The organism is Mesotoga sp. H07.pep.5.3, from assembly GCF_002752615.1.
GTDB classification, from domain to species: domain Bacteria; phylum Thermotogota; class Thermotogae; order Petrotogales; family Kosmotogaceae; genus Mesotoga; species Mesotoga prima.
The window spans coordinates 40,223-63,718 of record NZ_AYTV01000026.1 but is presented as its reverse complement, the minus strand read 5'-3'; the positions used below and the strand labels follow the sequence as shown (position 1 = coordinate 63,718).

General features: G+C 46.3%; 26 protein-coding genes. 11 read left to right on the top strand and 15 right to left on the bottom strand.

The genetic code is table 11. The features are described from left to right. Positions 1-107 precede the first annotated feature (107 nt). The 3 genes from V513_RS13200 to V513_RS13190 all read left to right on the top strand — a co-directional run bounded on the left by V513_RS13200 (position 108) and on the right by V513_RS13190 (position 4,267). Positions 108-1,010 (top strand): HD-GYP domain-containing protein, encoded by a 903-nt coding sequence (locus V513_RS13200; RefSeq protein WP_099773102.1) that lies wholly within the window; start codon positions 108-110, stop codon positions 1,008-1,010. A gap of 166 nt (positions 1,011-1,176) precedes the next feature. Further along, on the top strand, positions 1,177-2,121 hold the full coding sequence (locus V513_RS13195) for a pyruvate kinase (protein WP_099773101.1): 945 nt from the start codon (positions 1,177-1,179) through the stop codon (positions 2,119-2,121). Continuing rightward, positions 2,114-4,267 (top strand): Tex family protein, encoded by a 2,154-nt coding sequence (locus tag V513_RS13190; RefSeq protein WP_099773100.1) that lies wholly within the window; start codon positions 2,114-2,116, stop codon positions 4,265-4,267. Before V513_RS13195 ends, V513_RS13190 begins: the two co-directional genes overlap by 8 nt. 143 nt (positions 4,268-4,410) lie before the next feature. Here the strand turns inward: V513_RS13190 and V513_RS13185 are convergent, their stop codons facing one another. Beyond that, entirely contained in the window at positions 4,411-5,064 is a 654-nt protein-coding gene (locus tag V513_RS13185; RefSeq protein ID WP_014731306.1) for a YggS family pyridoxal phosphate-dependent enzyme, read from the bottom strand. A gap of 116 nt (positions 5,065-5,180) precedes the next feature. On the opposite strand from V513_RS13185, the gene V513_RS13180 reads away from it, so the two are divergent. The 4 genes from V513_RS13180 to V513_RS13170 all read left to right on the top strand — a co-directional run bounded on the left by V513_RS13180 (position 5,181) and on the right by V513_RS13170 (position 7,450). Then, a complete protein-coding gene (locus V513_RS13180; RefSeq protein WP_099773099.1) occupies positions 5,181-5,975 on the top strand; it encodes a hypothetical protein in 795 nt (264 codons plus the stop codon). A gap of 72 nt (positions 5,976-6,047) precedes the next feature. Further along, a complete protein-coding gene (locus V513_RS13175) occupies positions 6,048-6,668 on the top strand; it encodes a hypothetical protein (RefSeq protein WP_006488378.1) in 621 nt (206 codons plus the stop codon). Positions 6,669-6,779: 111 nt separating this feature from the next. Beyond that, positions 6,780-7,130 carry a hypothetical protein gene (locus tag V513_RS14295; protein ID WP_257212136.1) on the top strand — a complete coding sequence of 117 codons (351 nt, stop codon included), beginning with the start codon at positions 6,780-6,782 and terminating at the stop codon, positions 7,128-7,130. Between the two features lie 14 nt (positions 7,131-7,144). Continuing rightward, positions 7,145-7,450 carry a hypothetical protein gene (locus V513_RS13170; protein WP_257212135.1) on the top strand — a complete coding sequence of 102 codons (306 nt, stop codon included), beginning with the start codon at positions 7,145-7,147 and terminating at the stop codon, positions 7,448-7,450. Positions 7,451-7,557: 107 nt separating this feature from the next. On the opposite strand, the gene V513_RS13165 is transcribed toward V513_RS13170, so the two are convergent. The 12 genes from V513_RS13165 to V513_RS13110 form a co-directional block, all read right to left on the bottom strand. Continuing rightward, positions 7,558-8,325 (bottom strand): prephenate dehydrogenase, encoded by a 768-nt coding sequence (locus V513_RS13165; RefSeq protein ID WP_006488385.1) that lies wholly within the window; start codon positions 8,323-8,325, stop codon positions 7,558-7,560. Further along, positions 8,322-8,681 carry a chorismate mutase gene (gene aroH / locus V513_RS13160; RefSeq protein ID WP_006488387.1) on the bottom strand — a complete coding sequence of 120 codons (360 nt, stop codon included), beginning with the start codon at positions 8,679-8,681 and terminating at the stop codon, positions 8,322-8,324. Before aroH ends, V513_RS13165 begins: the two co-directional genes overlap by 4 nt. Continuing rightward, positions 8,678-9,130: a type II 3-dehydroquinate dehydratase gene (gene aroQ / locus V513_RS13155; protein ID WP_006488389.1), complete on the bottom strand. Its 453-nt coding sequence runs from the start codon at positions 9,128-9,130 to the stop codon at positions 8,678-8,680. The genes aroH and aroQ overlap by 4 nt, the downstream gene beginning before the upstream one ends. Next, complete coding sequence (gene aroB / locus V513_RS13150) at positions 9,127-10,614, bottom strand: bifunctional shikimate kinase AroK/3-dehydroquinate synthase AroB (protein ID WP_099773098.1); 1,488 nt, start codon at positions 10,612-10,614, stop codon at positions 9,127-9,129. Before aroB ends, aroQ begins: the two co-directional genes overlap by 4 nt. Beyond that, positions 10,562-11,689 (bottom strand): chorismate synthase, encoded by a 1,128-nt coding sequence (aroC, locus tag V513_RS13145; protein ID WP_099773097.1) that lies wholly within the window; start codon positions 11,687-11,689, stop codon positions 10,562-10,564. The genes aroB and aroC overlap by 53 nt, the downstream gene beginning before the upstream one ends. Beyond that, the gene (locus tag V513_RS13140; RefSeq protein WP_099773096.1) at positions 11,686-12,468 is read right to left on the bottom strand and encodes a shikimate dehydrogenase family protein; all 783 of its coding nucleotides are present in this window, start codon (positions 12,466-12,468) and stop codon (positions 11,686-11,688) included. The genes aroC and V513_RS13140 overlap by 4 nt, the downstream gene beginning before the upstream one ends. Next, complete coding sequence (gene aroA, locus V513_RS13135) at positions 12,465-13,724, bottom strand: 3-phosphoshikimate 1-carboxyvinyltransferase (RefSeq protein WP_099773095.1); 1,260 nt, start codon at positions 13,722-13,724, stop codon at positions 12,465-12,467. The genes V513_RS13140 and aroA overlap by 4 nt, the downstream gene beginning before the upstream one ends. A 17-nt stretch (positions 13,725-13,741) precedes the next feature. After that, positions 13,742-14,758 (bottom strand): 3-deoxy-7-phosphoheptulonate synthase, encoded by a 1,017-nt coding sequence (gene aroF, locus V513_RS13130; protein WP_006488399.1) that lies wholly within the window; start codon positions 14,756-14,758, stop codon positions 13,742-13,744. A 361-nt stretch (positions 14,759-15,119) separates the two neighbouring features. After that, positions 15,120-15,836, bottom strand: a complete 717-nt coding sequence (locus V513_RS13125; RefSeq protein ID WP_099773094.1) for a GNAT family N-acetyltransferase — start codon at positions 15,834-15,836, stop codon at positions 15,120-15,122. A gap of 86 nt (positions 15,837-15,922) precedes the next feature. Continuing rightward, positions 15,923-16,279 carry a DUF4345 family protein gene (locus tag V513_RS13120; protein ID WP_006488403.1) on the bottom strand — a complete coding sequence of 119 codons (357 nt, stop codon included), beginning with the start codon at positions 16,277-16,279 and terminating at the stop codon, positions 15,923-15,925. 50 nt (positions 16,280-16,329) lie between these two features. Beyond that, positions 16,330-16,941 carry a TMEM175 family protein gene (locus V513_RS13115; protein ID WP_099773093.1) on the bottom strand — a complete coding sequence of 204 codons (612 nt, stop codon included), beginning with the start codon at positions 16,939-16,941 and terminating at the stop codon, positions 16,330-16,332. Positions 16,942-16,953: 12 nt separating this feature from the next. Continuing rightward, entirely contained in the window at positions 16,954-17,580 is a 627-nt protein-coding gene (locus V513_RS13110) for an NAD(P)-dependent oxidoreductase (RefSeq protein WP_099773092.1), read from the bottom strand. A gap of 277 nt (positions 17,581-17,857) precedes the next feature. Between V513_RS13110 and V513_RS13105 the strand changes: the two genes are divergently transcribed. The 3 genes from V513_RS13105 to gpmA all read left to right on the top strand — a co-directional run bounded on the left by V513_RS13105 (position 17,858) and on the right by gpmA (position 19,955). After that, complete coding sequence (locus V513_RS13105; RefSeq protein ID WP_236609133.1) at positions 17,858-18,253, top strand: hypothetical protein; 396 nt, start codon at positions 17,858-17,860, stop codon at positions 18,251-18,253. A gap of 35 nt (positions 18,254-18,288) precedes the next feature. Next, positions 18,289-19,110 carry an aminoglycoside N(3)-acetyltransferase gene (locus V513_RS13100; RefSeq protein WP_099773091.1) on the top strand — a complete coding sequence of 274 codons (822 nt, stop codon included), beginning with the start codon at positions 18,289-18,291 and terminating at the stop codon, positions 19,108-19,110. Positions 19,111-19,208: 98 nt separating this feature from the next. After that, positions 19,209-19,955 (top strand): 2,3-diphosphoglycerate-dependent phosphoglycerate mutase, encoded by a 747-nt coding sequence (gene gpmA, locus V513_RS13095; RefSeq protein ID WP_006488416.1) that lies wholly within the window; start codon positions 19,209-19,211, stop codon positions 19,953-19,955. A gap of 59 nt (positions 19,956-20,014) precedes the next feature. Here the strand turns inward: gpmA and V513_RS13090 are convergent, their stop codons facing one another. Further along, a complete protein-coding gene (locus tag V513_RS13090; RefSeq protein WP_099773090.1) occupies positions 20,015-21,361 on the bottom strand; it encodes an FAD-dependent oxidoreductase in 1,347 nt (448 codons plus the stop codon). 90 nt (positions 21,362-21,451) lie between these two features. On the opposite strand from V513_RS13090, the gene V513_RS13085 reads away from it, so the two are divergent. Further along, the gene (locus V513_RS13085; RefSeq protein ID WP_099773089.1) at positions 21,452-22,687 is read left to right on the top strand and encodes a radical SAM protein; all 1,236 of its coding nucleotides are present in this window, start codon (positions 21,452-21,454) and stop codon (positions 22,685-22,687) included. On the opposite strand, the gene ylqF is transcribed toward V513_RS13085, so the two are convergent. After that, positions 22,657-23,493 (bottom strand): ribosome biogenesis GTPase YlqF, encoded by an 837-nt coding sequence (ylqF, locus tag V513_RS13080; protein WP_099773088.1) that lies wholly within the window; start codon positions 23,491-23,493, stop codon positions 22,657-22,659. The genes V513_RS13085 and ylqF overlap by 31 nt on opposite strands. Between the last annotated feature and the right edge of the window lie 3 nt (positions 23,494-23,496).

Sequence of the window (23,496 nt, the reverse complement as noted above, 5' to 3'; positions counted from 1 at the left end):
CCGTAGTCATCTACGGCATTTCTGACTAGCTAAAACCTTCAGAGTATATATGATACACTGTATTTGAGCATCAACGTATTCTATAGGCTTTATTTTTGGGGGAAGAGATGGAAGGTTTCAAAGTTTGCAAGTCAAGCGAAACCATCGAAACGGTTACCCAGAAGAATTCTTCGCTCTCTCTGTTGGCGCATGGCGATGGCGTAGAGATTTCGATGTATGAATTGCGCTCCGGAGTTGTAACGTTCCTGGATACATTTTCGGGCGGGGACCTGCTCGAATTCTACTACATCATAGAGGGAACCATTTCGTGCAATTACTCCGAAAAAGAAGTCAATTTAGGACCCGGAGACTACTTTTATGCTCACAATCTCAAGTCTCCTGTCGAACTAAAGCCCCAGACGGACGTTAGGTTGCTTCATGTATCTTCAAGACCGCTGTTCAAATACATAAGCAATAATATGGCGGTAATGAAGGATATTCTTTCCAAAGTGGAGATTAAAGACTCATACACTCATGGCCACGGAAAGAGAGTGAGAGATGTTTCTCTGGCAATTGCAAGAAAACTTGGCGTTCCTTCAGAGAAACAGGAAGTTATTGCGATGGGAGCTTTGTTCCATGACATCGGAAAGATTGAAATAGACGATTCGATATTGAAGAAACCCTCTCGATTGAGCAAGGAGGAGTTCGAGATAATCAAGCTTCATCCAGTTACTGGTTGCGAGATGGTTAAGGGGAACTTCCTTGAAGAGACCCAGGACATAATAAGGCATCATCACGAGCGACTTGACGGGTCGGGCTATCCCGATGGGCTGAAGGGGAGCGAATTATCTCTGGAGGCTAGAATCGTCGCCGTTGCAGATTCATTTGACGCCATGACTTCAAAGAGACCGTATAGAGAGGCGATGAGCTGCAATGAAGCCCTTCAAGAGCTCAAGTCCAAAGCCGGCTTGCTGTACGATTCCAAAGCCGTCAAGGCCCTTGAGGAGTGTATAGACGAGGGCCTAATATAGCTGCAACCGATCATGAAAATCCTTTCTTTGCCGACTTCTTTCCGCAGAGTAATCGACTAAATAAACATCATTTCACATACTGGCTGGAAACGAGATGTTTCATCGTTTTGAAAACGCTGAGTTCTCAAATCCCGTTGCTGATATAATCTCTTTAGAGGTGATCTAGATGGGAGAGTTTTCAATCGTTGCCACAATAAATGAACGTAGACTTCTCAAGTCGATTGAAATGTCGGGAGCATCGGCCATACGTTTCAATTCCTCTCACGTTTCTCTTGAAGAGCTTCAAAAATTCATCTCTTACTACGAGGATAACTGTGCTCTTCCTCTGTATATCGATCTACAGGGTGCCAAGCTTCGGCTGTCCAGAAGTCAGCCGATAATGGAAGTAAAGGCTGGTGAACAGGTTGTTCTTGGCTGCCAGTCCTCTCAACTAAGAAGCATAGCGGTTGATCCCAGAACCCTTTCATACCTCTCTCCCGGAATGAGGGTCTCAATAGAAGATGGTAGGATTGAACTGCAGGTACTCAAACTCGAGGCAGATTTTGCAAGAGCTATGGTTCTGAGAGGCGGCGTTATTCGACCGGCCAAAGGTATGAATATCTCTCCCCATCCGATAAACCAGATAGAACTCTCCTCGAGAGATTCTGACATCGTGCTTGCCACAAGGAAGTACGGCTTCGTTAGATATGCGCTCTCCTTTGTTTCCAGTCCAAGCGAGGTAATCGAACTGAAGGAACTCTCCGGAAGAGAAGTAGCTTCCAAGATCGAAAGAGAGCTGCCGTTTTCCAGAATAGAGGAGATCTCGGCTTCAAGTGACGAGATCTGGTTCTGTAGAGGTGACCTCGGAGCCCAACTAGGGGCGAGAGGCCTCGTGGATTTCTATACATTCTTCTCGGATAATCTCCGTAAACTCTACAAACCTGTGCTCATGGCTGGTGAAGTTCTTGAACACATGGTAGATGCACCCTTCGCCACCAGGAGTGAGCTTTGTCATCTAAAGGACATTCAAAGGCGAGGATTCGCGGGAGTGGTCCTCTCAAACGAAACGGCTTACGGTTCCTTCCCGATAGAGACCATAAAGACGGTTCTGGAGGTCACATCGGATGAATGAAATTGTAACAGACATTGCTAACTCGCTCTCTCTACCGAGATGGAAAGTGGAAAGTGCCGTTGAACTGCTGGAAGAAGGAAAGACTATACCATTCATTGCCAGATACAGAAAGGAAAAGACCGGTGAACTGAACGAGATACAGTTAAGAGAAATCTCCGATGCACTTGAATACGCAAAGAAGCTTCGTTCCAGAAAAGAAGAAGTTCTCAGAATCATAGAAGAAAAGGGCAAACTCACTGAGGAACTGGAAGCCGCCATCAATGATGCAAAAAACCTTCAGCTGGTTGAGGACTTATACCTTCCCTTCAAGTCGAAGAAGAAAACCAGAGCGGACAAAGCAAGGGAAAAGGGGCTACAACCGCTGGCAGATTTCCTGAAGACATCAAGGATCAAGGACGAAACCTTTATCGTTACTTTTGTCAATACCGAACAGGAGATATTTCAGATAGAAGAGGCTCTAGAAGGAGCCAGGGATATTCTCGCCGAAGAGTTCTCCCTGGAGATATCCGTGAGGGAAAGGCTGAGAAATCAACTTAAGGAAAAAGGGACAATCAGAAGCTCTCATTCAGATAAGCAGGACGAGCGCGAGGTTTACAGGGACTACTACGATTTTTCTCAACCGATCTCTAAGCTGGCCGCTCACCAGATTATGGCTCTTTTCAGGGGAGAACGGGAGGAGATTCTCTCGTTGAAGCTGGAGTTACCCTTCGATATTCTGCCTTCTCTGAGAGACTCGATAGGGTGGAAAGAGTATCTTGCTTACTATGAAGAACTGGTAGAGGCTTCGTCGGATTCTTACTCTAGATTGCTCATGCCTTCTATTGAACGAGAAGTGAGAAACATGATAAGAGAAGAGGCTGAGGGAAGGGCGATCCATGTTTTCGCCAGAAATCTCAGGGATCTCTTCCTCCAGCCTCCTCTCGGGGAAAAAGTCGTAATGGGTATCGACCCGGGTTACAGGACAGGATGCAAAGTGGCGGTAATTGGAAAGGACGGCTCTCTTCTCTATCATGATGTGATATATCCGACCCCACCTCAGAACGACTACATAAACTCTTCGATGAAAGTGGTTCAGGCCATAAAAACCTTAGAGGTTGAACTCATATCTATCGGCAACGGTACAGGTTCCAGGGAAACAGAGGTCTTTGTAAGCAGACTGATAAAGGAGCACAAACTTCCGGTCAAATATATGATTGTAACGGAGTCGGGCGCTTCGGTCTACTCGGCCTCAAAAGTTGCGATTGAGGAGTTCCCGAACGAAGACGTAACAACAAGAGGAGCGATCTCGATTGCGCGGAGGGTTCAGGACCCAATGGCCGAATACGTGAAAATCCCTCCGGAGGCTATTGGTGTCGGCATGTACCAGCACGATGTAAATCAGTCGGAATTGAAGAAGACGCTCGATAGAGAGGTCGAATCCGTTGTGAATCTAGTAGGCGTCAGTCTAAACACCGCATCGGAGCATTTACTCAAATACATATCTGGATTGAACTCAAGAGCGGCGTTGAACATTGTAAAACACAGGGCGGAAAACGGAGGGTTCAGGAACAGAAAGGAACTGCTGAAGGTCTCCGGTCTAGGCCCAAAGGCCTTCGAGCAGGCGGCCGGTTTCTGTAGAATCATCAATGGATCAGAGGCTCTCGATGGGACTTCCGTTCATCCCGAAAGTTATGAGATTGCCAGGGTTATCCTCAAGAGCGCTGGCTTCAACCCTGAGGAGTTGTTCACGAGGAAAGAAGAAGTCTCGGCAAAACTCGACGGGATCGATCTCGACGCTTTTTCTAAGGATAAGGGATTCAATCCGATAACCGTGAGAGAAGTTGTAGGCATGCTGAAAAAGCCGGGTTTGGACCCCAGGGAGGAACTCGAAAAACCGATCCTTAGAACGGATGTCCTTTCAATGGAAGACCTGTCCACGGGGATGGAACTGGAGGGGACTGTTCGAAATGTCGTAGATTTCGGAGCCTTTGTTGACATAGGGGTCAAGCAGGATGGGCTTATTCACAAGAGCAAGATGGGAAGAAGGGTTAGAGACCCTCTCGAGGTACTGAGCGTGGGCCAGATTGTGAAGGTAAGGGTCCTGGAAGTCGACACGAAGAGAATGAGGATAGGACTTGAACTTCTCTCAAATGCCAGCAGCACTTGATCTTCATAGGCTGAAGACTTTGTGAAGCCCTTTGTTCGCATCTAATCTTTCTAGGCATTGAACCTCTGAATCTCGAAAGAAATCCCGCGAAAGATTGACCCTGTTGACTCCCTATCGCAACCGAGATCAGCTGGCCAGAATCATTATTGTCGCTCTCCGAAGATAATCGTTCCCAGTCTAACCATATTTGAACCCTCTTCGATCGCTACCCTGTAGGAATTGGACATTCCCATCGATAGGTACTTCATCTCGACTCCTTCGATCTTCTCTTTTGAGATCTCTTCGAAAAGTCTTCTCGTAAGCCTCAAACTAGGTCTTATCTCTTCAGGATCCTCTGTGAAAGGCCCCATAGTCATTAGACCGACCACCGCAATATTCTTGAGCGGTGAGATTTCGGTTATCAGCTGTAGAACATTTTCCGGCAAGACACCGGCCTTGTTCTCCTCCTTGCCGCTGTTAACTTCGACCATGACCGGCATCTTCTTACTAAGGTATGAACATCTCTTGTCTATCTCCTCTGCGAGCTTGAATGAATCTACGGTCTGAATTATATCGAATATCTCTATGGCCCTCTTCACTTTGTTTCTCTGTAAGTGCCCAATACAATGCCATCTAGCTTTGTTGCCTATGGCTTCGAACTTTCCTTCTGCCTCCTGAACGTAGTTCTCACCGACATCTTTCAAGCCACTTTCCAGAATCTCCAAAATTTCTGAAGCGGTTCTCGTTTTCGATGCAGCTACAATTGTAACATAATCAGGTATTTCACTTCTCAGCCTTTTCACATTCTCAGCAATCATCTTCGGACCCCCTTTTAGTAAATTATATTGCATCGAATCCCATTGTGTTTGAGCTAAGACGAAAGTCGTGATATTATTCAAATTGCCGGGGTGAATACTCAGTAGGAGATGGTGTTATGAGTAAGGGCATCGCATGGTTATTGGTTGTATTGATTTCGGCGGCTGCAATCGTTAATCTCGCAACAACAGTTATTACATCAAACAAACTCTTGGAAGAGATTTCGACAGTTCGCACCGACCTTTTCACTCTCAAATCGAGAGTTGCCTCTCTCGATACAGTTGTATCCGATATTCGAAACCGAATCGAGCAATCCGGTGATGTTGTCAAATCGGTTCACTTCACCAGATCTTCGACAACTCTTGAAAAAGTAGCACTCAAGGCCTCAGTTACTCTTTCTGAATCCACTGAAGGAAGTCAGTTGTTTCTCAATATAATCGATGAAGATGCAGAGGTTCGTTCTTATGAGCTCAAATCAGAGAACGGTGTCTTTACTGCCATGATCGAGCTCTTGCCTGATGAAACATATCACGGTCAGGTTAGAGTTATAGATGGAAACAAAGAGACATTGAGCAACGAATTTGCCATTCCTCACGATCTTTACAACGTTCAGCGCTATCAACTGCTTGGACATGCCTGGCTTCTTGAAACGGACAAGATCCACTACTCATTTGATCTATACACGCACTATTGCAGAGATGAAGAGCTTAGAATTTCTGAAGCGGCAATAAAGGTTGTCGAAGGACAGGATACGAGAGAGACTCTCTTTCTACCGTTAGGCAATTCGCAGGAGTTAGCAAAAACTGTCTATTATGAGGCCGATAGAGACGCATCACCAACTTTTGTAGCAGAAATAACCTATGGCTTTGGAGAGTCGAAGACTGAAGAGGTGAAGATAAATTACCATTTCTGACAATTAGAGTCAAGACTTTTGTTTGATAATCTTCCCTGCTTGGATACAATCTCAATATAGTAGGTGAGTAGATTGCAAAGACGAGAATGGCTTGAAAGATATAGAAATGATGTACTTGAGCAAACCTGTACCGGTTTAGAAATAGACAAGTCGCAACTGCAGGACTTTATTCTTAGGATGACTGGCTTTCTTGAAGAGTCGAACATTATCGCCGATTTTGGCTGTCATGCACAGGACTTCTGGCCCTTGTTGAGAGAAATGAAACTGAGAGTTGTGGGCGTTTCCTGCAGTAAGGCTATAAAACAGACGCAGGGAATCCGAGTCATGAACATTGGGTTTTCAGACTTTAATTTTCTCGGTATCTTTGAGGGGTTTGTCGCCTCAGGAATACTTCAAAACCTCCACCCCGAATTATGGTCAAAAACGCTTCTAAGGATCGCTAGATCCGTTAAGACCAGCGGTGTAGGACTCCTGGTAACCGGTATAGGCAATGAAAAAGAGTCAAAAAAGAGATGCGAGACTCTTAAGAAAAGCGGCCTTCCCGTCGTCATTGGCGAGTATATAGATGACGACGGGAACTACAATTTCAGACCCTTGAAGAGTTGGTACGATCAATGGCTTAAAAACGCAGGCTTCTACGTTTTAAGAGAAGAGATGATCCGGGATACTGTCTACTCGCTCATAAAGAAATAGAGAAGACCTTCCATGTCTTGCAAAGAGATCAGAGCTCACTATTTTGGAGACCAGTGCCCCTGAAATTCACTGGCTCTTGAACAGGCAAGAATAGCTGCCGACTTTCTCGGCTTGAATTTTGTAAAATTCGATCTCTCGGGAACTATTTCCGATCTTCCCTTATTTTTCCCCTTTGCTTTGATTTACAGTGATCTAAAGATCGCCGGTCCAGTTCCTTCTGACTTTATTGTTGACGTACTTGAAGGGCGAAAGACGGTTAGACCTTTCGGGGATGCAAAGAGAAGACCCACGAAAAACTGTGATCGGATTGAAACACTTTCAAGGGAGTCGTTGAGGGATGCGTGCCTTGTGTGCACTAATGGAACGGGAAATGGCTCCGAAAAAAAATCAGCTGGTATGAAGGTTTTAACGGTAGAGACAGCCTATTCGGCTTCGTTTCTTATGCCGAAGAGATACCTGTAGCTTTCTTTGAAGTCATGCCCTCGCTTCTTTCTCCATACTCGATCCCGAAATCCCTTTCAACCGCGCTCATCTCGTGTATCTACAATTCACATGACTCCACATACGATTATCGTTCCGAGTTTATTCGGCTTTCCGTTGAAGAGTGTAGAAAACGTGGTTTCGGCAGTGTAGACGCTCTATCTGTGAAGAAAAGCTCATTTCCGAACGGGCCGGCAAGCTTTTTCCTTCAAAACGGATTCGAAGACCTGGAAACTGTCGATAGCTCCGTAATAATGTTCTCCGGAAGAGACGATATTGATCTCCTGATAAGAAATCTGTGATTATCCGATGTTTCAGAGAAACTATGCGGGAGTTCGAGTACATCAAGAAACCAACGAGACCGTATCATATAGCTCCAGACACCTCTTTTCAGAGAAACTCTTCGTTCCTAATATCCCGATATCAGTTCTTCAAGCTTACTGAGATCCCCCTCCTCGATTGCAGTTCTTATGTCATGGAGATAACTCTCCGCTTCCTCGAGCGACGAGGCGATATTCCTGCCATTGAATCTCGCCATATCGAGAACCATATCCATGTTCTGTCTTCCAAGCCTTGAGGTCGAAGCGTAACCGGGTCCGGAATACTTCTCAAAATCACCACCCAGTTTCAGAAGAGTTCTCGAAAGAAAATAGGCTGTCTGGCTTATTCTACCGACTATATAATCGTGCCTCTCTGGCGGGAGGTATTCGGGAGAAGACCCCAGTTCAGATACCACCATCAGCACAAGGTCAAGGTCCTCTCCGGTTGCGAACTCTCCCGGAGAAAACAGGAATACGCGGCCATCGAACATAGATTCGTCCCAGCCGGCCGCACCCTTGTGTACGTTGCCGGCCATGGGATGGCCGCTTATCAATCTTATCTTCCTGAGTCTAGCTATCTCCTGGAAGGGTTGCATTACGCTCGCAACATCAAATGCCGGGCCGGTGAAATCGGCTGACAGTAGCAGCTCCTCTTCGGAGTTCATTGGTAGTGCGATAACGGTCAGGTCCCCTGGGGTAAAGGCATCTGAAGATACTTCAATGCTCGGATCCTTCTTCCTAAGCATCTCTGTTGTCACAACATTCTGGTCAAAGATCGAAACCCTATGGCCGCGCTTCGAAAGCCTCAATGCAATCGATCCCCCGATCGAACCGGCTCCTATTATGTGGACTTTCATGCCTTCGAATCTCCTGCCTGCACCTTGTCGGGCCGGAGATTTTTAGCTCGTCGCAGATAAACGAAATTCTTCGTCTCCGACTCACAGTGGAGAAGCACTCTGATAATCCCCCCGGGAGAGTTTTCGAAGGAGGCTTCATATAGGCACAGAAGCGCAACATCGCTTTGATTGAACACTTTTCTGAAAGCAGTCGCTGGATTGTATGAAGTTATGTCATTAGTTACGGTAAATATCACGGAGTGCAGTTCGGTGATCTTATTCCTGCTGAATATCTCCTCCATGAGTTCAATCACGGAGTTTCTTATCTCTTCAGGGCAATCTGCTTCAATAGATGTTGCTCCCCTTATAGCTTTCACTCTGTCGCCTCCCGATCTGTTAACGATTTAAGATGTGAAACTGCATATTCTATCGCAAGCAAGTATCCATTCAGTCCAAGTCCTGCGATCGTTCCGCTGCATACCGGAGAGATAACCGACTTGCTTCTGAACTCTTCTCTGGCGAAGATGTTTGAGATGTGGACTTCGATTTTGATCCCTCTAAACAATTCAAGCGCGTCTCTTAGCGAGTAGCTGTAATGAGTTAGTGCACCTGCATTTATAACGATCGCATCATAGTCAATGTTATGAATCCTCTCTATAAGGTCTCCTTCGTGATTGGACTGGAACAATTCACTTGAAGCCCCGCTTTCCAGGCACTTTCTTTCGATGGCTTCACTAAGTTCGCTGTATGTGAAGCTACCATACAGACTTTTTTCTCTCATCCCAAGCATATTGAGGTTTGGCCCGTTCAATATAAGTATTTTCATACGACCACGGCCAATAGATCATCTAGTCTCACCTTTGCAAATTCAAAGGAACCTGGCTTCCTTACGAGAGGAATCTCTATCTCCATGCTCTCCGAGGTCGTTGCCTTCTTATCATTTCTAAGTAATCTTAGAGCATCTTCGACAGGTAGCTGTGGGAAATCAAGACCGACGATTTCGGATAGCGTTTCCGAGACTTCTCTGTACATTTCCTCATCTATAAGGCCTAGATTTGCGAAGTAGTGCATCTCTCTTTCCAGCCCCCACGCCACCGCCATGCCGTGCGAAACTCCGGCTAATGGCTCGTAGAGATGCCCCAGTGTGTGGCCAAGATTCAGAATCCTTCTCATTCCTGTTTCACGCGTATCAATCGCCACTATTCTATCCTTCTGCCTTACGGCTTCTTCCAACATCTCACTCAGGGCTCTCAGATTCCTATTCTTCAGGTCTCTGCATCGGCTCTTGAAATTCTCATACCATCGGCCCGTGATAAGGAATATCTTGAAGGCCTCTACCAGGCCTTCTTCAAACCGTCCTTCGTCCATCGAAAGCGTTACTACTGGATCTATGATTGTCTCATAGGGCATATAGAAGTTGCCGACAACATTCTTGCATCCTTCGAAATTCAGCCCATTCTTCCCGCCTATTGAAGCATCTACTTGAGCAAGAAGAGTCGTTGGATATAGGGTTATTGGAACACCTCTCTTAAATGTCGAGGAAGCGAATCCAACGAGATCCGTTACGGTTCCTCCACCTGCACCGACCACCATGTCACTTCTAGAAACTCCTCGATCCATGAGATATTCATAGATTTGAAAAAGTGTATGAAATCCCTTTGCTTCTTCACCGTCATCTATGGAAAAAGCCGAAGAGGGAATCCATTCGGAAAAGATCCTTTGAACCCTTTTTGAGACTACCGTGTTCGGCATCCTACCTATAGATTTGAACCCACCCGGGGATATTGAGACAGGGTGAGAACTGCTATTAAGTGTCTTTCTTTCACCGGCGGCGATTTTCATAGATATCGCTGCAACGGTCTCCCACTGTGTTTGACTCGAAGTTTCAACGGAAGGAAACTGCTCATAGAGCTCCCTTCGTTCTTCCCAAATCCTGAAGATGCTTTCCTTCCCTTCCCTCAGTAGAGGGCGACCCTTCACACTTACCCTTCTGTATAGATCGGCTGGAGGAAGTCTGAGATAGATGGAATTCTCTCCCTTTAATGTCTGACGGTTCTCATTATCCAGTATTACACCCCCTCCCGTCGATACGACAATCTCGTCGCTCCGGACTAGCTCTTTCAGAAGGTTCTTCTCCAGTCTTCTGAATTCTTTCTCACCCTCTTTCTCAAAAATCTCACTTATGCTCATCCCCTTAGCCCTTTCGATCTCCGAATCCATATCTATGAATTTTTTGTCGAGAACCGAAGAGAGGATTCTACCTATCGTGCTCTTCCCCGAACCCATCATTCCAATGAGGAATACTCTCATCCTTCACCCTCCTTTTTATCGTGCAGAAATCACCATTTCCAAATCTTTCGAGAATCGCGTCAAGTAACAAGAGCGCAAGCATAGACTCTCCTACGACTGCAGCCGCCGGAACGGCTGTAGTGTCGGAACGAACGTAAGGAGTCTTTGTCTCATTCAAGTCGCTCAAGTCAACGGAAGAGATTCCCCTCCTCAACGAAGGGATCGGCTTCACGCTTGCCTCAACAACGATTCGTTCGCCGTTTGATATCCCACCCTCGATACCGCCAGCGTTATTCGACTGCCTGAAAACTATCCCGTCTTTGATGTAAAGCTTATCGTGGTATTCGCCTCCTCGAAGGCTCACATCGGGATTTCCAATGAATATACCCTTAACTGAGGGAATCGCCATGAAGTGTTTCCCGATTCTCGAATCAAGTCTTTCATAGAGACTGCCGTATCCTCCGGTCCCCGCCGGTATTCCATCGGCGATTACAACAAATTTCCCCCCAAGTGTTTCCCCAAGCTCGCTTGCCGTATCGATCTCCTTCAACATCTCCCGGTAGGCGATTTCGTCGTGGCAAAACACCGGAGATCCACGATCCCTCGAAATCCATTCTGTCCCTGTGGGACGTTCACAGCTGACCTTTCCGATCGCTATGACTGAGCTGCACAAGCTAATTCCAAGCTCTTGGAGAATCTGAGACGCGACTGAGCCGATCGCCGTAAGGGCTGCAGTCCATCTTGCACTGCTTCGCTCTGCATAAATCGCCAGATCATTCAGTTTGTATCTAGTCCACGCAGCATAATCGGAATGTCCGGGCCTTGGAATGCTTCTCACGCTCTTCTCGGCACTGGAAACCTTGTTCTCTATCTCAATCAAAAGAGGGGCACCAGTCGTAAGATCCTTCCAAAGACCCGACTTCACGATTGCCCTATCCTCTTCGCCCTTCATCCTCTGTCCCCTGCCATAGCCCTTCTGCCTTCGTTGAAGCTGTCTATCTATCTTTTCGATCGAAAGAGAGACACCAGACGGCAACTCCTCGATAACCCCGAAGACGCCGCTGCCATGAGAGTCTCCGGCTACAGTAAACTTCATCGCACCACTTCCCAGAACGTCTTTTCGAAGACATCGCCTGAAGGTAGACCCCATATTTTGAGATTCTCGAGAGCCTGGTGAAGCAGCATTTCTCTTCCGTCAAGAACTGTTTCTACTCCGCAGTTGTGTGAAAGCTCAATCAAGGGCGTCTTCCAGTAGATCAAATCGTAAACGAGGCTCTTACCGGCAAGTTCTTCAGAGGTGATTCCCGTTTCCTCTCCGTTCATTCCAAGAGAGGAAGCGTTGACTATGCTCATGCTCCTCGAAGCAACTTCTCTGATTGACTCAAATGGAAAGACAGATATTTCAAACCGCCCCAGTATCTCGAACTCTTCTTTGATCTTTTCCGCCCTGGAAAGCGTTCTGTTAAGCAGCTCTATCCTCTTAACGCCCGCTTTCCTCAAGAAGAAAATCACTGCCCTCGCAGCACCCCCTGCTCCAATAATCATTACGGGCTCCTCTATTGATCTCTCGAGCAAAGGCTTGCCGAAACCTACCCAGTCCGTGTTATATCCCCTTCTCTCGAAGACACAGTTTATTGCCGAAAGCGGAGGTTCAACCTGGCTTACCACGTGAGCGATAATCTTCTCCTTGAATGGAATAGTAACGTTGAACCCGTCGAAATGCTCCGCAACTGAAGTTATCTCTTCTGAAAATTCATCTGGAAGAATGTCAACTGCCTCGTAAGTTGCATCGATGCCCATTCTTTCGAAAAACCGTCCGTAAATGGCCGGCGATAAACTGTGGGAAACTGGATGTCCAATTATGCACAACTTCACTGACAAACCTCCTCAAGTGTTTTGAAGAACCCGGGAAAGGAAACATTGACTGCATTCGAGTTAGTTACTTCCACTCCTTCTCTGCTTAGCGGTCCGGCTAATGAGAATAGCATCGCAATCCTGTGATCACCATAAGAGTCGACCTTTCCTCCCGTTATTCTTTGAGGACCTTCCACACTAAAGCCGTCTTCATGTTCAAGGATTTCTACGCCAATTCTTCTGAAGTTCTGAACGGTAACGGAGATCCTGTCCGACTCTTTCTTTCTCAGCTCCCCGGCGCCTCTCACAGTCGTTGTACCTTCCGCGAAAACTCCTGCAAGCGCAATCAGTGGGAGTTCATCAATCATTGAAGGAATCAAATCACTTCCGACTTCCACTCCTATAAGACGGGAAGATCTGGCTACGATTGTGCCCACCGGTTCTGGCAAGCTCTCTTCAACCTTCATCTCGATGTCTGCACCCATTTTGATAAGAAGCCTTAAGAACCCGGTCCTACCTTGATTCAGTCCGACTTCTCTAATAGTTACCTTGCCGTTTTCGTGAAGAACCGCCAGAGCTATCGGAAAGGCGGCCGATGAAACGTCCCCGGGAATCGAAAACCGGATCGGTAGAAGCTCGCTCTTTTCTACTTCAACTCTCTTATTACTTACAGTGATTTTGGCACCCATTGAGTGGAGTAGTCTCTCTGTGTGGTCCCTGCTGCAGTGTGGCTCAGTAACGGCCGTAGTACCTTCCGCTTGAATCCCCGCCAGCAAAATCGCACTCTTGACCTGAGCGCTGGCAACTGAGAGAGAATGCTCAGATCCGCTCAGCTTTCCACCAGTTATACACATTGGAAGAAGTGAATCCTGGCGGGCCGATATGCTTGCCCCCATCTCTTTCAAGGGTCTAACGACTCTCTCCATTGGCCTGCCTGACAGAGAATCATCTCCAAAGAGAACGTGAAAACCTTCCTTTCCCGAAAGAACTCCGGCCATCAGTCTAGCGGTAGTCCCGGAATTCCCACAGTCAAGAGGCCTTAACGATTCTTTCCACGACGCCAAAGATATTTCCATTCTGTCGAAGCCGCCTCTGAAGTTCCCTCCAAGTTCGCCGATTATTCTAAACGTCCTCAGAGTGTCTTCGCTTTCAAGCAGGTTGTGGACGACACTAACGCCGCTACTCATAGAACACATCATTAGAGCCCTGTGAGAAATCGATTTATCCGGAGGTACAGCAATTTCTCCGACAACTTTCTTTGAAGGTAGTAATCTCATCTTTTCCTCCCAACCTATCAAGTGAGCGAAAGCTCTGTGGCATCGGCCAACTGTTCGAGACTATTCATAAGCTTTTCAAATTCGCCGAAACTGAGACTCTGTTTGCTGTCCGAAAGAGCCTTCTCCGGCCTTGGGTGAACCTCTACTTCGATACCATTTGCCCCGACAGCCAGAGCTGCTCTGGAAAGTGGTATTATCAAGTCTCTTCTTCCCGAGGCGTGGCTCGGATCCACGATGACCGGCAGAGGCGATTGCAGCTTTATTAGAGGTACGGCAGAGATGTCTAGCGTGTTCCGCGTGGCCGTCTCAAAGGTTCTGATTCCCCTTTCACAAAGGATTATCGACATGTTTCCCCTCGATGCGATGTACTCTGCTGAAAGGAGAAGCTCTTCGACCGTATTCATGAAGCCCTTCTTCAGAAGAATAGGCTTTCTCTTTTCGGCCACTTTCTGTATAAGCTGAAAGTTCTGCGAGTTTCTCGCGCCAATTTGCAGTATGTCGCTCATTTCACTCACGGCTTCAAGCGTCCCTTCGCCAGTTACTTCGGTCACCGTCTTGAGGCCATAATGATCTGCGGCCTCTCTCAAGTATCTCAAGCCAATCTCTCCGAGACCTTGAAAAGAGTACGGGGAAGTCCTCGGCTTGAAGGCTCCCCCTCTAATTACCCTAACTCCCATTTCCGAAAGAAAGGCTGCGCTCTCTTCCATCATAGGTCGATCTTCAATCGCGCATGGACCGGCCATGACTATGAACTTGCCTTCTCCAACAGACAAATCCCCGATCTCCACTGAGATATCTTCACTGTGAAACTCTCTCGATACGAGCTTGAAAGGCTTAAGAACACGTACAACCTGCTCAACACATTCAAGAGCCTCAAAGCGTTCCACCGACATATATCGGTCGTCTCCAATCACACCTATTACCACTCTTTCCAATCCTCTGGAAACATGACAGCTGAGATTCAGACTCTCAGAAAGAGACTCCACTTGCTTAATCTCCTCTTCACCGGTACCTCTCTTAAGAACGACTACCATCTCACCACCCCGCATTCCTGTTGAAAAAGAAAAGGGTCTCCGGATTGGAGACCCTTTCGTATCTTTCATCCGGAGTAAATGCAAGAAGCACTTACCCGGAGTTAATCACTCACAAGCAAATGCTTCTGTTGTTATAATAATAAGAATATGCATTTATCCAGGAAAACCTGAAGTCTATCATTTACTCAACTCCCCGCTGGTATGAAAGGATTTTACACTTTTGTCTTCTACTGTGTCAAATCCTAAAGCTACAATTCGATCTCTAATTAGAAGAAGTTCTGACTTACAGGTTACAATATCAAGGACAGATGATCACTCACCGGAAGAGCCCCTGTCACTTCTATCTTTCACCCAAGAAAATCTAACCTCTGTATGAGTATTCCTGATCTACAATGTACTCTCTAAACCCCAGAGCGCGAGAAACCTTAAGCGATCCATAGTTCAAGACGTTATGCCTGTACTGAATCAATTTTTTGTTTATGACAGCCCACTCGCTCGCTCTAGAACCGAGAGCCTTGCCAAGACCGAGCTCTCTGAAATCAGGCATCGTAATTATACCGATATCTGCAATTTCATCACAGACAATTATGCTGGAAACCGCAACGATTTCGTCCTCGTACAGGGCTCCGAAAACGGCAACATGATCAAGCTCTACAAACCCCTCGGCCAGATCCTCCCTGGTGCACTGGTTTCTGAAGCGATAGAATGCCGTTCTGTCCCCTTGATTGAGCCTTCTTACACTGAACTCAGCGGGCGGGTAAAAAGGAACGTAATTTGAAGGATTGAGATATTTGATGGAAGTCTTCTTCAAAAGAAGAAACGAGTCTCGAATCAAATCGGCCAAATAATCGCCGGGATTCTCATCCTGGATTTCTATAGACTTGAAAACATCTTCAAGCAAGGGATCGTATAAGATGACTGTCTGCCTTTCAAAGCTCAGTTGCTCGATCCCGCCCTTTCCTCTCTTGCTCTCATCGGGAAAAAAGAAATACGTTCCAAGAAAAAATCTATCGGATGAAAAACCCAATCGTTTTGACCATGCTTCAAGTATTGCCCTTTTCAGATCTTCCTCTCTCAATTTCTTTTCCTCCATTTCTTCAGTCGAGCTCACAAGGGTAGGGATTCTTTGCATAAAAAAACCGACCTAAGTCGGTTTTTATAAGTTCATACACGAATCACCATAATTAGACCAAAAGCCATTTCAACAAGAAGGATAATTAAATTGGTGAACGTGAATGACTTGTCCACAAACATTGATAAAATCCGCGTTGCCGCGATGAACAAATAAACTATTCCCAAAAAAATGAAGGCAATCGTTGAGCCAAGGAGAATTATTGGAGCCACTCCCAGCCCTATAAAGGTTCCCCCCATAATAGTCTTTACCTCGGTTCTCCCTCTTGAATTGCCGGTCGAAAACTCGGCAAGTTTTGCGTAGGATTCAGGTCTCAATACTATATACACACCGGTTACGGCAGTTAGAACCGCAACTATAAAACGAATAATGGTGAAAGCTATTTCCATCGCCCCCTAGATTATGGATATATTCTAGCAATTATTTATGTTCCGTAGTATTACCTGCGGATAAAGAACACCCTGAAAAATATGACGAGATAGACAAGGTTGCTCCAAACGGGAGTAAACACCGAGACCGCAATACCGAGCAAAGGAACAATTACATGAAAGATGTAGACTTTTCTATAGTAGATTAAATTTGAATCATCTATTGCATCTTCACGGATCAGATCCTTGTTATTCATCAGATACTGCCACTGAACTAGAGCGATTGTCTCAAGTATCAAGATATCTAAGTGGAAGAGCACCTCTGCAAATTCATACTCGCCGTAATCTCCCAAAAGGGATGTAGTGAAAGGAATCGTCGTGACGAAAAAGAGATTGAGCATGTTGAGCCAAAGGTGTTTGTAATCGGTCTTATTGAGAATGTGTGTTCTCCTTATAGTCGAGATCCAGATCGATCCAATAACGAAGAAGGATATGAAGTAGCTCAAAAACTGATAACCCTTGCCCATGACGTTCTCAACAAGTTCGCTTTGACTCGTGACCTGACTTCTGTTTGGCACTTCGAGTGATAGGACGAGAATAGTCATGGCAATGGCAAAAACACCATCGGTAAGTGCCTCCAGCCTGTTAATACGTATTTCCGAACCGGGGCTTTCTCTTTTCAAGATAACTCCATTCTAATAGGCTATTCCAACTCTCTTCTGAGAGTACTCAGAGGTGAACAACTGTTTGAAGGCAAATTCAGCGACATCCTGAACCGAAATCTTCACTCCATTTTCTGGAAGGAAATCGGCAGAAACCCTGTAACTCTGGTTGCCCTCCGAAAAAGTCATGAATGGAGGACATACGACAACCCAATCCAGTTCAGAAGTCTTGAGGATTTCGAACGCGTCCAGAAATTCTCTTGAAGATTTTTTCAGGTACTGAGGATAGTTGGGAGAATCGAGCCTTAGCTCTCTAGGGGAAAGCTGAAGAATCCCGGAATTCGCGATCGTGACTATCTTGTTTACCTCGGTTTCTCTTGCGCCACTGACAATATTTCTCATAGCTACTGCCAGGGTATCGTTGACACTGCCTGAATTGTCTGGACCGAGGGCACTGATTATGGCATCCTGACCTCTTATTGCGTCCCTTACACTCTGACTGTTGAAGACGTCTCCCTGGAAGATCCTAAGATTCTCTTTTCTTACGGTCAACTTTGAAACGTCTCCAACGAAGACTGTGACTATATGATTTTCGCCTAAGGCCCTATCTAGAATGACCCTCCCCACTCTTCCGGTACCACCAAAGATAATTATCTTCAAGGCAGTTTACCCCCTTTCAACTATCTCTATAACAATAATATAGTCTCTCATGTCCAAAACCAAATGGATATAGTGAATGCGAATCTAATATTTGAAAACGGAAAGCCATTAATTCTAGACATGAGGCTCATAATTATCCTTTCAATTATACATCGACTGAAATCGTCCTAATTAGACGTGATTACAGTCTCAAATTTCTGCTCTATCAGCGGTTCTAAGAACGACATCTCGGATTAATTCGGTTATAATTTATCTATTACAGGCTACTACGGAGGTAATGACTTTGACCCTTATCGATGTAGGTCGTTTTTTTACAATTCTGGGAATAATCGGGCTTGTGATCTTGACACTCTGCCTGGCTGGATTCGACGGCTACGAGAGTAAGACACTCTATGCCAGAGATTCGGGAAACAGCTTTGCCACCGTCTCACTCAGGCCGGGTCAGCAGCTTATAGCGCGAATGGACAAAAAAGTTATGATCGGCAACAACGCATATCTGGTAGTGGAAAGGGACGGGAAAGAAGTCGCCAGTCTCGCCGATGATTGGGAAGAAACGAAAAATGAATTGATCTTTGAAGGCGATGGTGAATACAATCTGAAGGTCATTTTTGAGGACTCTTCCGCAGACAGGAGAAGCGCCGAGATTGAAATAAAATGGTTGATCGCGAAATGATGAAGTTCATTGTGATCGATTTTCGGGAGTAGTAAATGAGTGAAGCAGAAGCAGTGGAGCTGAGCAATAACGGGCCGGTAACTACGAAGAGTCTTATCTCCAGTCTTAAACAACTCGGAGTTAAAAGGGGAATGGTGCTGCTAGTACATTCTTCCCTGAGCAGGCTGGGCTGGGTCTGTGGCGGTGCCGTTGCCGTAGTAAAGGCACTTGAAACAATTCTAGACGAGGATGGAACTCTTGTTATGCCGGCTCATTCCGGAGATCTAAGCGAGCCATCTAACTGGACAAATCCCCCTGTTCCAGAGAGCTGGTTCGACCCAATTAGAAGGACAATGCCTCCCTTCAACAGGGTCGAAACCCCCACCAGAGGAATGGGTGTAATCCCCGAGACCTTTAGAAAGATGAAGGGTGTTATCAGGAGCGATCACCCCCAGGTTTCTTTCGTTGCGAGAGGCAAGAGAGCCTCTTACATAGTAGATAACCACGAACTGGAGTTTGGAATGGGAGAGGGATCGCCTCTGGCCAGATTGTATGATCTCAATGCTTACATATTGCTCCTGGGGGTGAGCCATCGGAATAACAGCTCTTTACATCTTGCAGAGTACCGCGCCGATTTTCCATCGAGAAAACTTTGCAAAGATGGAGCCCCTATAATTGAAAACGGAAAGAGAGTCTGGAGAGAGTTCATCGACTATGAGCTTGAAACGGAAGACTTTGAAACGATAGGAAAAACTTTCGAAGAAGCCTTCCCAACAACTGTCAATAGGGGAGTGGTTGGATATGGAAAAGCAGTCTTAATTCCCCAAGTAGAACTGGTAGATTTCGCGGTCGAATGGATGACAAAGAACAGGAAATAAGACCGCGAACTATTGAATTTTTTTTCAAAAGATGGACCGATCTACCTCAGTTTGAAGAATAGTTTATAATGTAGGAGATATAAGGAAGGAGGAGAAAGATGACCAAACTCGTACTGGTAAGACACGGAGAAAGCACATGGAACAAAGAGAACCGTTTCACCGGCTGGACCGATGTTGATCTCTCCGAAAAGGGAAGAGAGGAAGCAGAGAATGCGGGGAAGGTGCTGAAGGCCGATGGATACGATTTCGATCTTGCCTACACTTCAGTTCTGAAGAGGGCAATAAGAACCCTTTGGTACATAATGGACGAAATGGATCTCATGTGGATTCCGGTGATCAAGGACTGGAGACTGAACGAGAGACACTATGGAGCCCTCCAGGGCCTTAACAAAGCTGAGACCGCCGCAAAACACGGCGAAGAACAGGTGAAGATCTGGAGGAGGAGCTATGATATTCGGCCGCCTGCGCTCGAAGAGAGTGACGAGAGATTTCCAGGTCACGACCCGAAATACAGGTCTCTTTCAGACGAGGAACTCCCCAGAACCGAATGTCTTAAGGACACAGTGGCAAGATTCCTGCCACTTTGGAAAAATGAGATATCCACACAGATAAAGTCTGGAAAGAAAGTGCTGATAGTTGCCCACGGAAATAGCCTTAGGGCACTTGTCAAGTATCTGGACAATATCCCAGACGAGGAGATCGTAGGATTGAACATTCCGACCGGAATACCTCTAGTCTATGAACTGGATGACGGTCTAAAACCAATAAAGCACTATTATCTGGGCGACCCCGAAGAGATTGCAAAGGCACAACAGGCCGTCGCTAATCAGGGGAAAGCAAAGTGATATCCTTCAAGATAAAAAGAAGCTACCCTAAAGGTAGCTTCTTCTATTTGTAGTGTTTCTTATTCCTTTCTCAAATTCATTAGAGCATTTTCAGCCGCTAAAGTTAACGGATAGCTAGTAGGGGCAGCCGTGAGTAGTGGATGGGAACCGATTTGCATCGTGAGGAAATCGTTCACGGTTATTCCTTTCTGCAAACCTAGCCCGATAATATTGATCATCTCTCCGACACTCTTTCCGCCTGCCATCTGGGCTCCAAGAAGAATCCCGCTCTCCTTGGAGAAGACCATCTTGACAAAGATTTCCGACTTGTCGGGAAGCGAACCGGGATGTCTGTCTATTCCCTTTGCAACCCCGACCACGTAATCAAAATTCTCCATCTTTGCTGTACACTCAGTAAGACCTGCAGCAGCGACCGTAAGCCCGGCCACCGAAGTGGAGAACACTCCAAGATTTCCGTGATTCTCCCTTACCATCTTTAGGCTGAAAAGATTCGAACCAGCCACTCTTGCCTCAAAAGCAGCTGTAGAGGCCAGCATCAGTCTACTGGGCTTTCTCGTGAAGAAGCACTTGTGTTCGACGCAGTCACCGGCTGCAAAGACGTCTTGAACACTGGTTCTCATGTATTCATCGGCCCATATTCCACCGGTTATACCCCTGTGAACGGGGATGTTCTCCAGAAGCTTCACGTTCGGCCTGTACCCTATTGAAAGTATCACCATATCTGCTTCGATTTCTTCACCATTGTCAAGTACGACTCCGGAGACCTTGTCTTCTCCTTTGATCTCACACAGCTTCATCCCGGTGCGCAGTTTCATGCCTTTCTTTTCAAGTCTTTCGCTTACCATGGTTCCAAATTCCTTGTCAAAGGCCGCCATCAATATCTGGTCAACGGCCTCGACCAGATAGACTTCTTTGCCGTCGGAGAGGATCTCGTCCGAAACCTCAACTCCTATAAAACCTCCACCAACGACCACTACTTTCTTCGCCGATTTGGCGGCAGCGTATACACTCTTCAGATACTCTTTGTCCTTGGCTATGGTAAAGACACCAGGAAGCTTGCTGCCCTTTATTGGAGGAAATATCGGTTGTGAACCAGTGGCGATAACCAGCTTCTCATATTCGATAGACTCCCCACCGGAGAGCTTAACCATTTTGGAATCAGTGCTGATCTCATCAACTTCATCGAAAATAAAATCGATTCCCAGATCCTCAGCGCCTTTAATAGGCATGGTATTGGCATCTACAGTCGGAAGAGTATGAAATATGTAGGGAATTCCACAGGGGACTACTCCTTCACGTTCCCTTCTAATAACCACAATGCTCTTGTCGGGATAGGTCTTCTTTGCCGTCGTCGCCGTGACGATTCCGGCTGGACCTCCTCCCACTATTACTACGTCCTTTTTCATGTAACGCCTCCAGATAGGATGAGATATATGCTCAGAACATATATTATATTAACACACTTTACGTACTAGAATGGAGCGGGAGGGCGAAAAATGGGTCTGGCCGAAAGAGTCATGGAACTTGGAAAAAAGCTGTTCAGAATACAAAACGTTGATGGTAGTGGCCCGATGGCCTTCGATTCATCTCCAGGGCTGTATATTCACGTGCCATTTTGCCCGGAGTTTTGCAGCTTCTGCCCCTACAACAAAATCAAATACGACTCTAAACTGACAAACAAATACTTGACGGCTTTGAAGCGCGAATCCGAACTACAGAGAGTTGGACAATTCAGTTCCATATACATAGGGGGCGGGACACCTTCTTATGACCTGGACCTTCTAAAGGGAGTCGTCTCCCATTTCAGGGAAATGACTGATGGCGAAATCGCTCTTGAAATCCACCCGGCAGATGTCTCCAGCAAGAGGCTTGAGGAAATAAGAGAGACTGGCGTTAACTTCGTTAGTCTCGGGATCCAATCCTTCGACGATTTCACTTTGAACTCGATGGGGCGAAGGAGACAGGATTCCGTCGTTTCGCTGAATTCGATAGCCGCGACTACTTCGGCGGGCTTTGACTTTGTTGACGTTGACTTGATCTTCGATTACCAGCTTGAGCGGAGAAGAATCGTAGAGGATCTTGAGACGGCTATTTCTTACGGCCCGGAACAGGTATCAGTCTATCCAATGATGCGTTTCGCAGATACGGCGTACAAAAACACTAAGAACGATCCCGAGAAGGAACTCGAGATTCTGGAAGAACTGGAAAACGTCGCTCTCTCAAAAGGTTATATTAGGGACTCACTCTGGACCTTCAAGAAGAGAAACGAAGGAAGAAAATATAGCTCTGTTTCACGCGAGTTCTTTATGGGAATTGGCACGAGCGCTTCTTCCTTTAATGGAAAGGAGTTTCGAACCAACACCTTTTCGCTCGATGAATACTACTCATTTCTCGATTCTGGAAAGCTTCCTGTCAGTAAGACAATCAAAATGGTGAAGTTTTCAGCGATTCTTTATTACTCTTTCTGGGCACTTTACGGTGGTCAACTAGATCTCCGCCGTCTTGAAGAACACTTCGGAAGGCTTCCGGTGAGGATGAGATATCTCCTTCACTCCGCAATAGCAAGGGGATATTTCCAAAGAGAGGAGGGCATCGTCAAACCAACCAGAATCGGCACGAGAAAACTGCACATAGTAGAAGAGTGGCTGACCTATAGCTTCATCGATCGCATATGGAGCGATTTGAGAAACAAAGCGAGAAATCACTCCGCTTCTGACGAATCACTGGTGTAAAAGCTTTCAGGATCTTCGAAAGAGAGTCTGCCTGCCTTCCCGGCAGCGACCTCCCTGAGAAAAGTGTGGGCTCCTCTGGTAGTGTCGAGCGCTCCCTGTTTGGCAAGATAGTTTCTTCTTCTGCAGAACTTCTCGACAAACTCTTCTTGATTGGAGAATTCCTCACCGAGGTAATCCTCGAGGAGACCTTTCCCATACCTCTCGACAATTAGGGCAAGCACCCTTTCGAAGGCGTCAAGAGGGTCAAACTTCTCGTACGGTAGGGAACCAACCGCAAGAAGCTTCGTAGTTATGTGTGGAGATCGGAGATCTGAATATAGTATCCCCGGCGTGTCGAGAACTGCTATACTCTCCGAGACGTTTATCCACTGGACCCCTCGAGTTATTCCCGGCCTATTTCCAACGGCCAGTGATTTCTTGCCTTTGAGTCTGTTGATAAATGTCGACTTCCCAACGTTTGGCATTCCTACAACCATGAATCTCTTTTCGTAGAATCTGCTTTTCAATAACGGTACTATTTCTCTTATAATGAACTGCTTTGCGTCGGTCGATCTCAGCGAGGCTTCGACAACGTCACTTTCCTCTGACTTGAAATAGTCTCTCCACATCGAAGTGATCTTCGGATCGGCGAGATCGGATTTGTTTAGAACGACAATGCGCTGTTTCTTTTGAAACAATTTCTCTGCTTCATAGGCTCTGCTCGAAAGAGGGATTCTCGCATCGAGTAGCTCGACTATTCCATCAACCGATTTTATGTAATTCTGAATCTGTCTTTTTGCCTTCTGTATATGTCCCGGATAAAACATCTT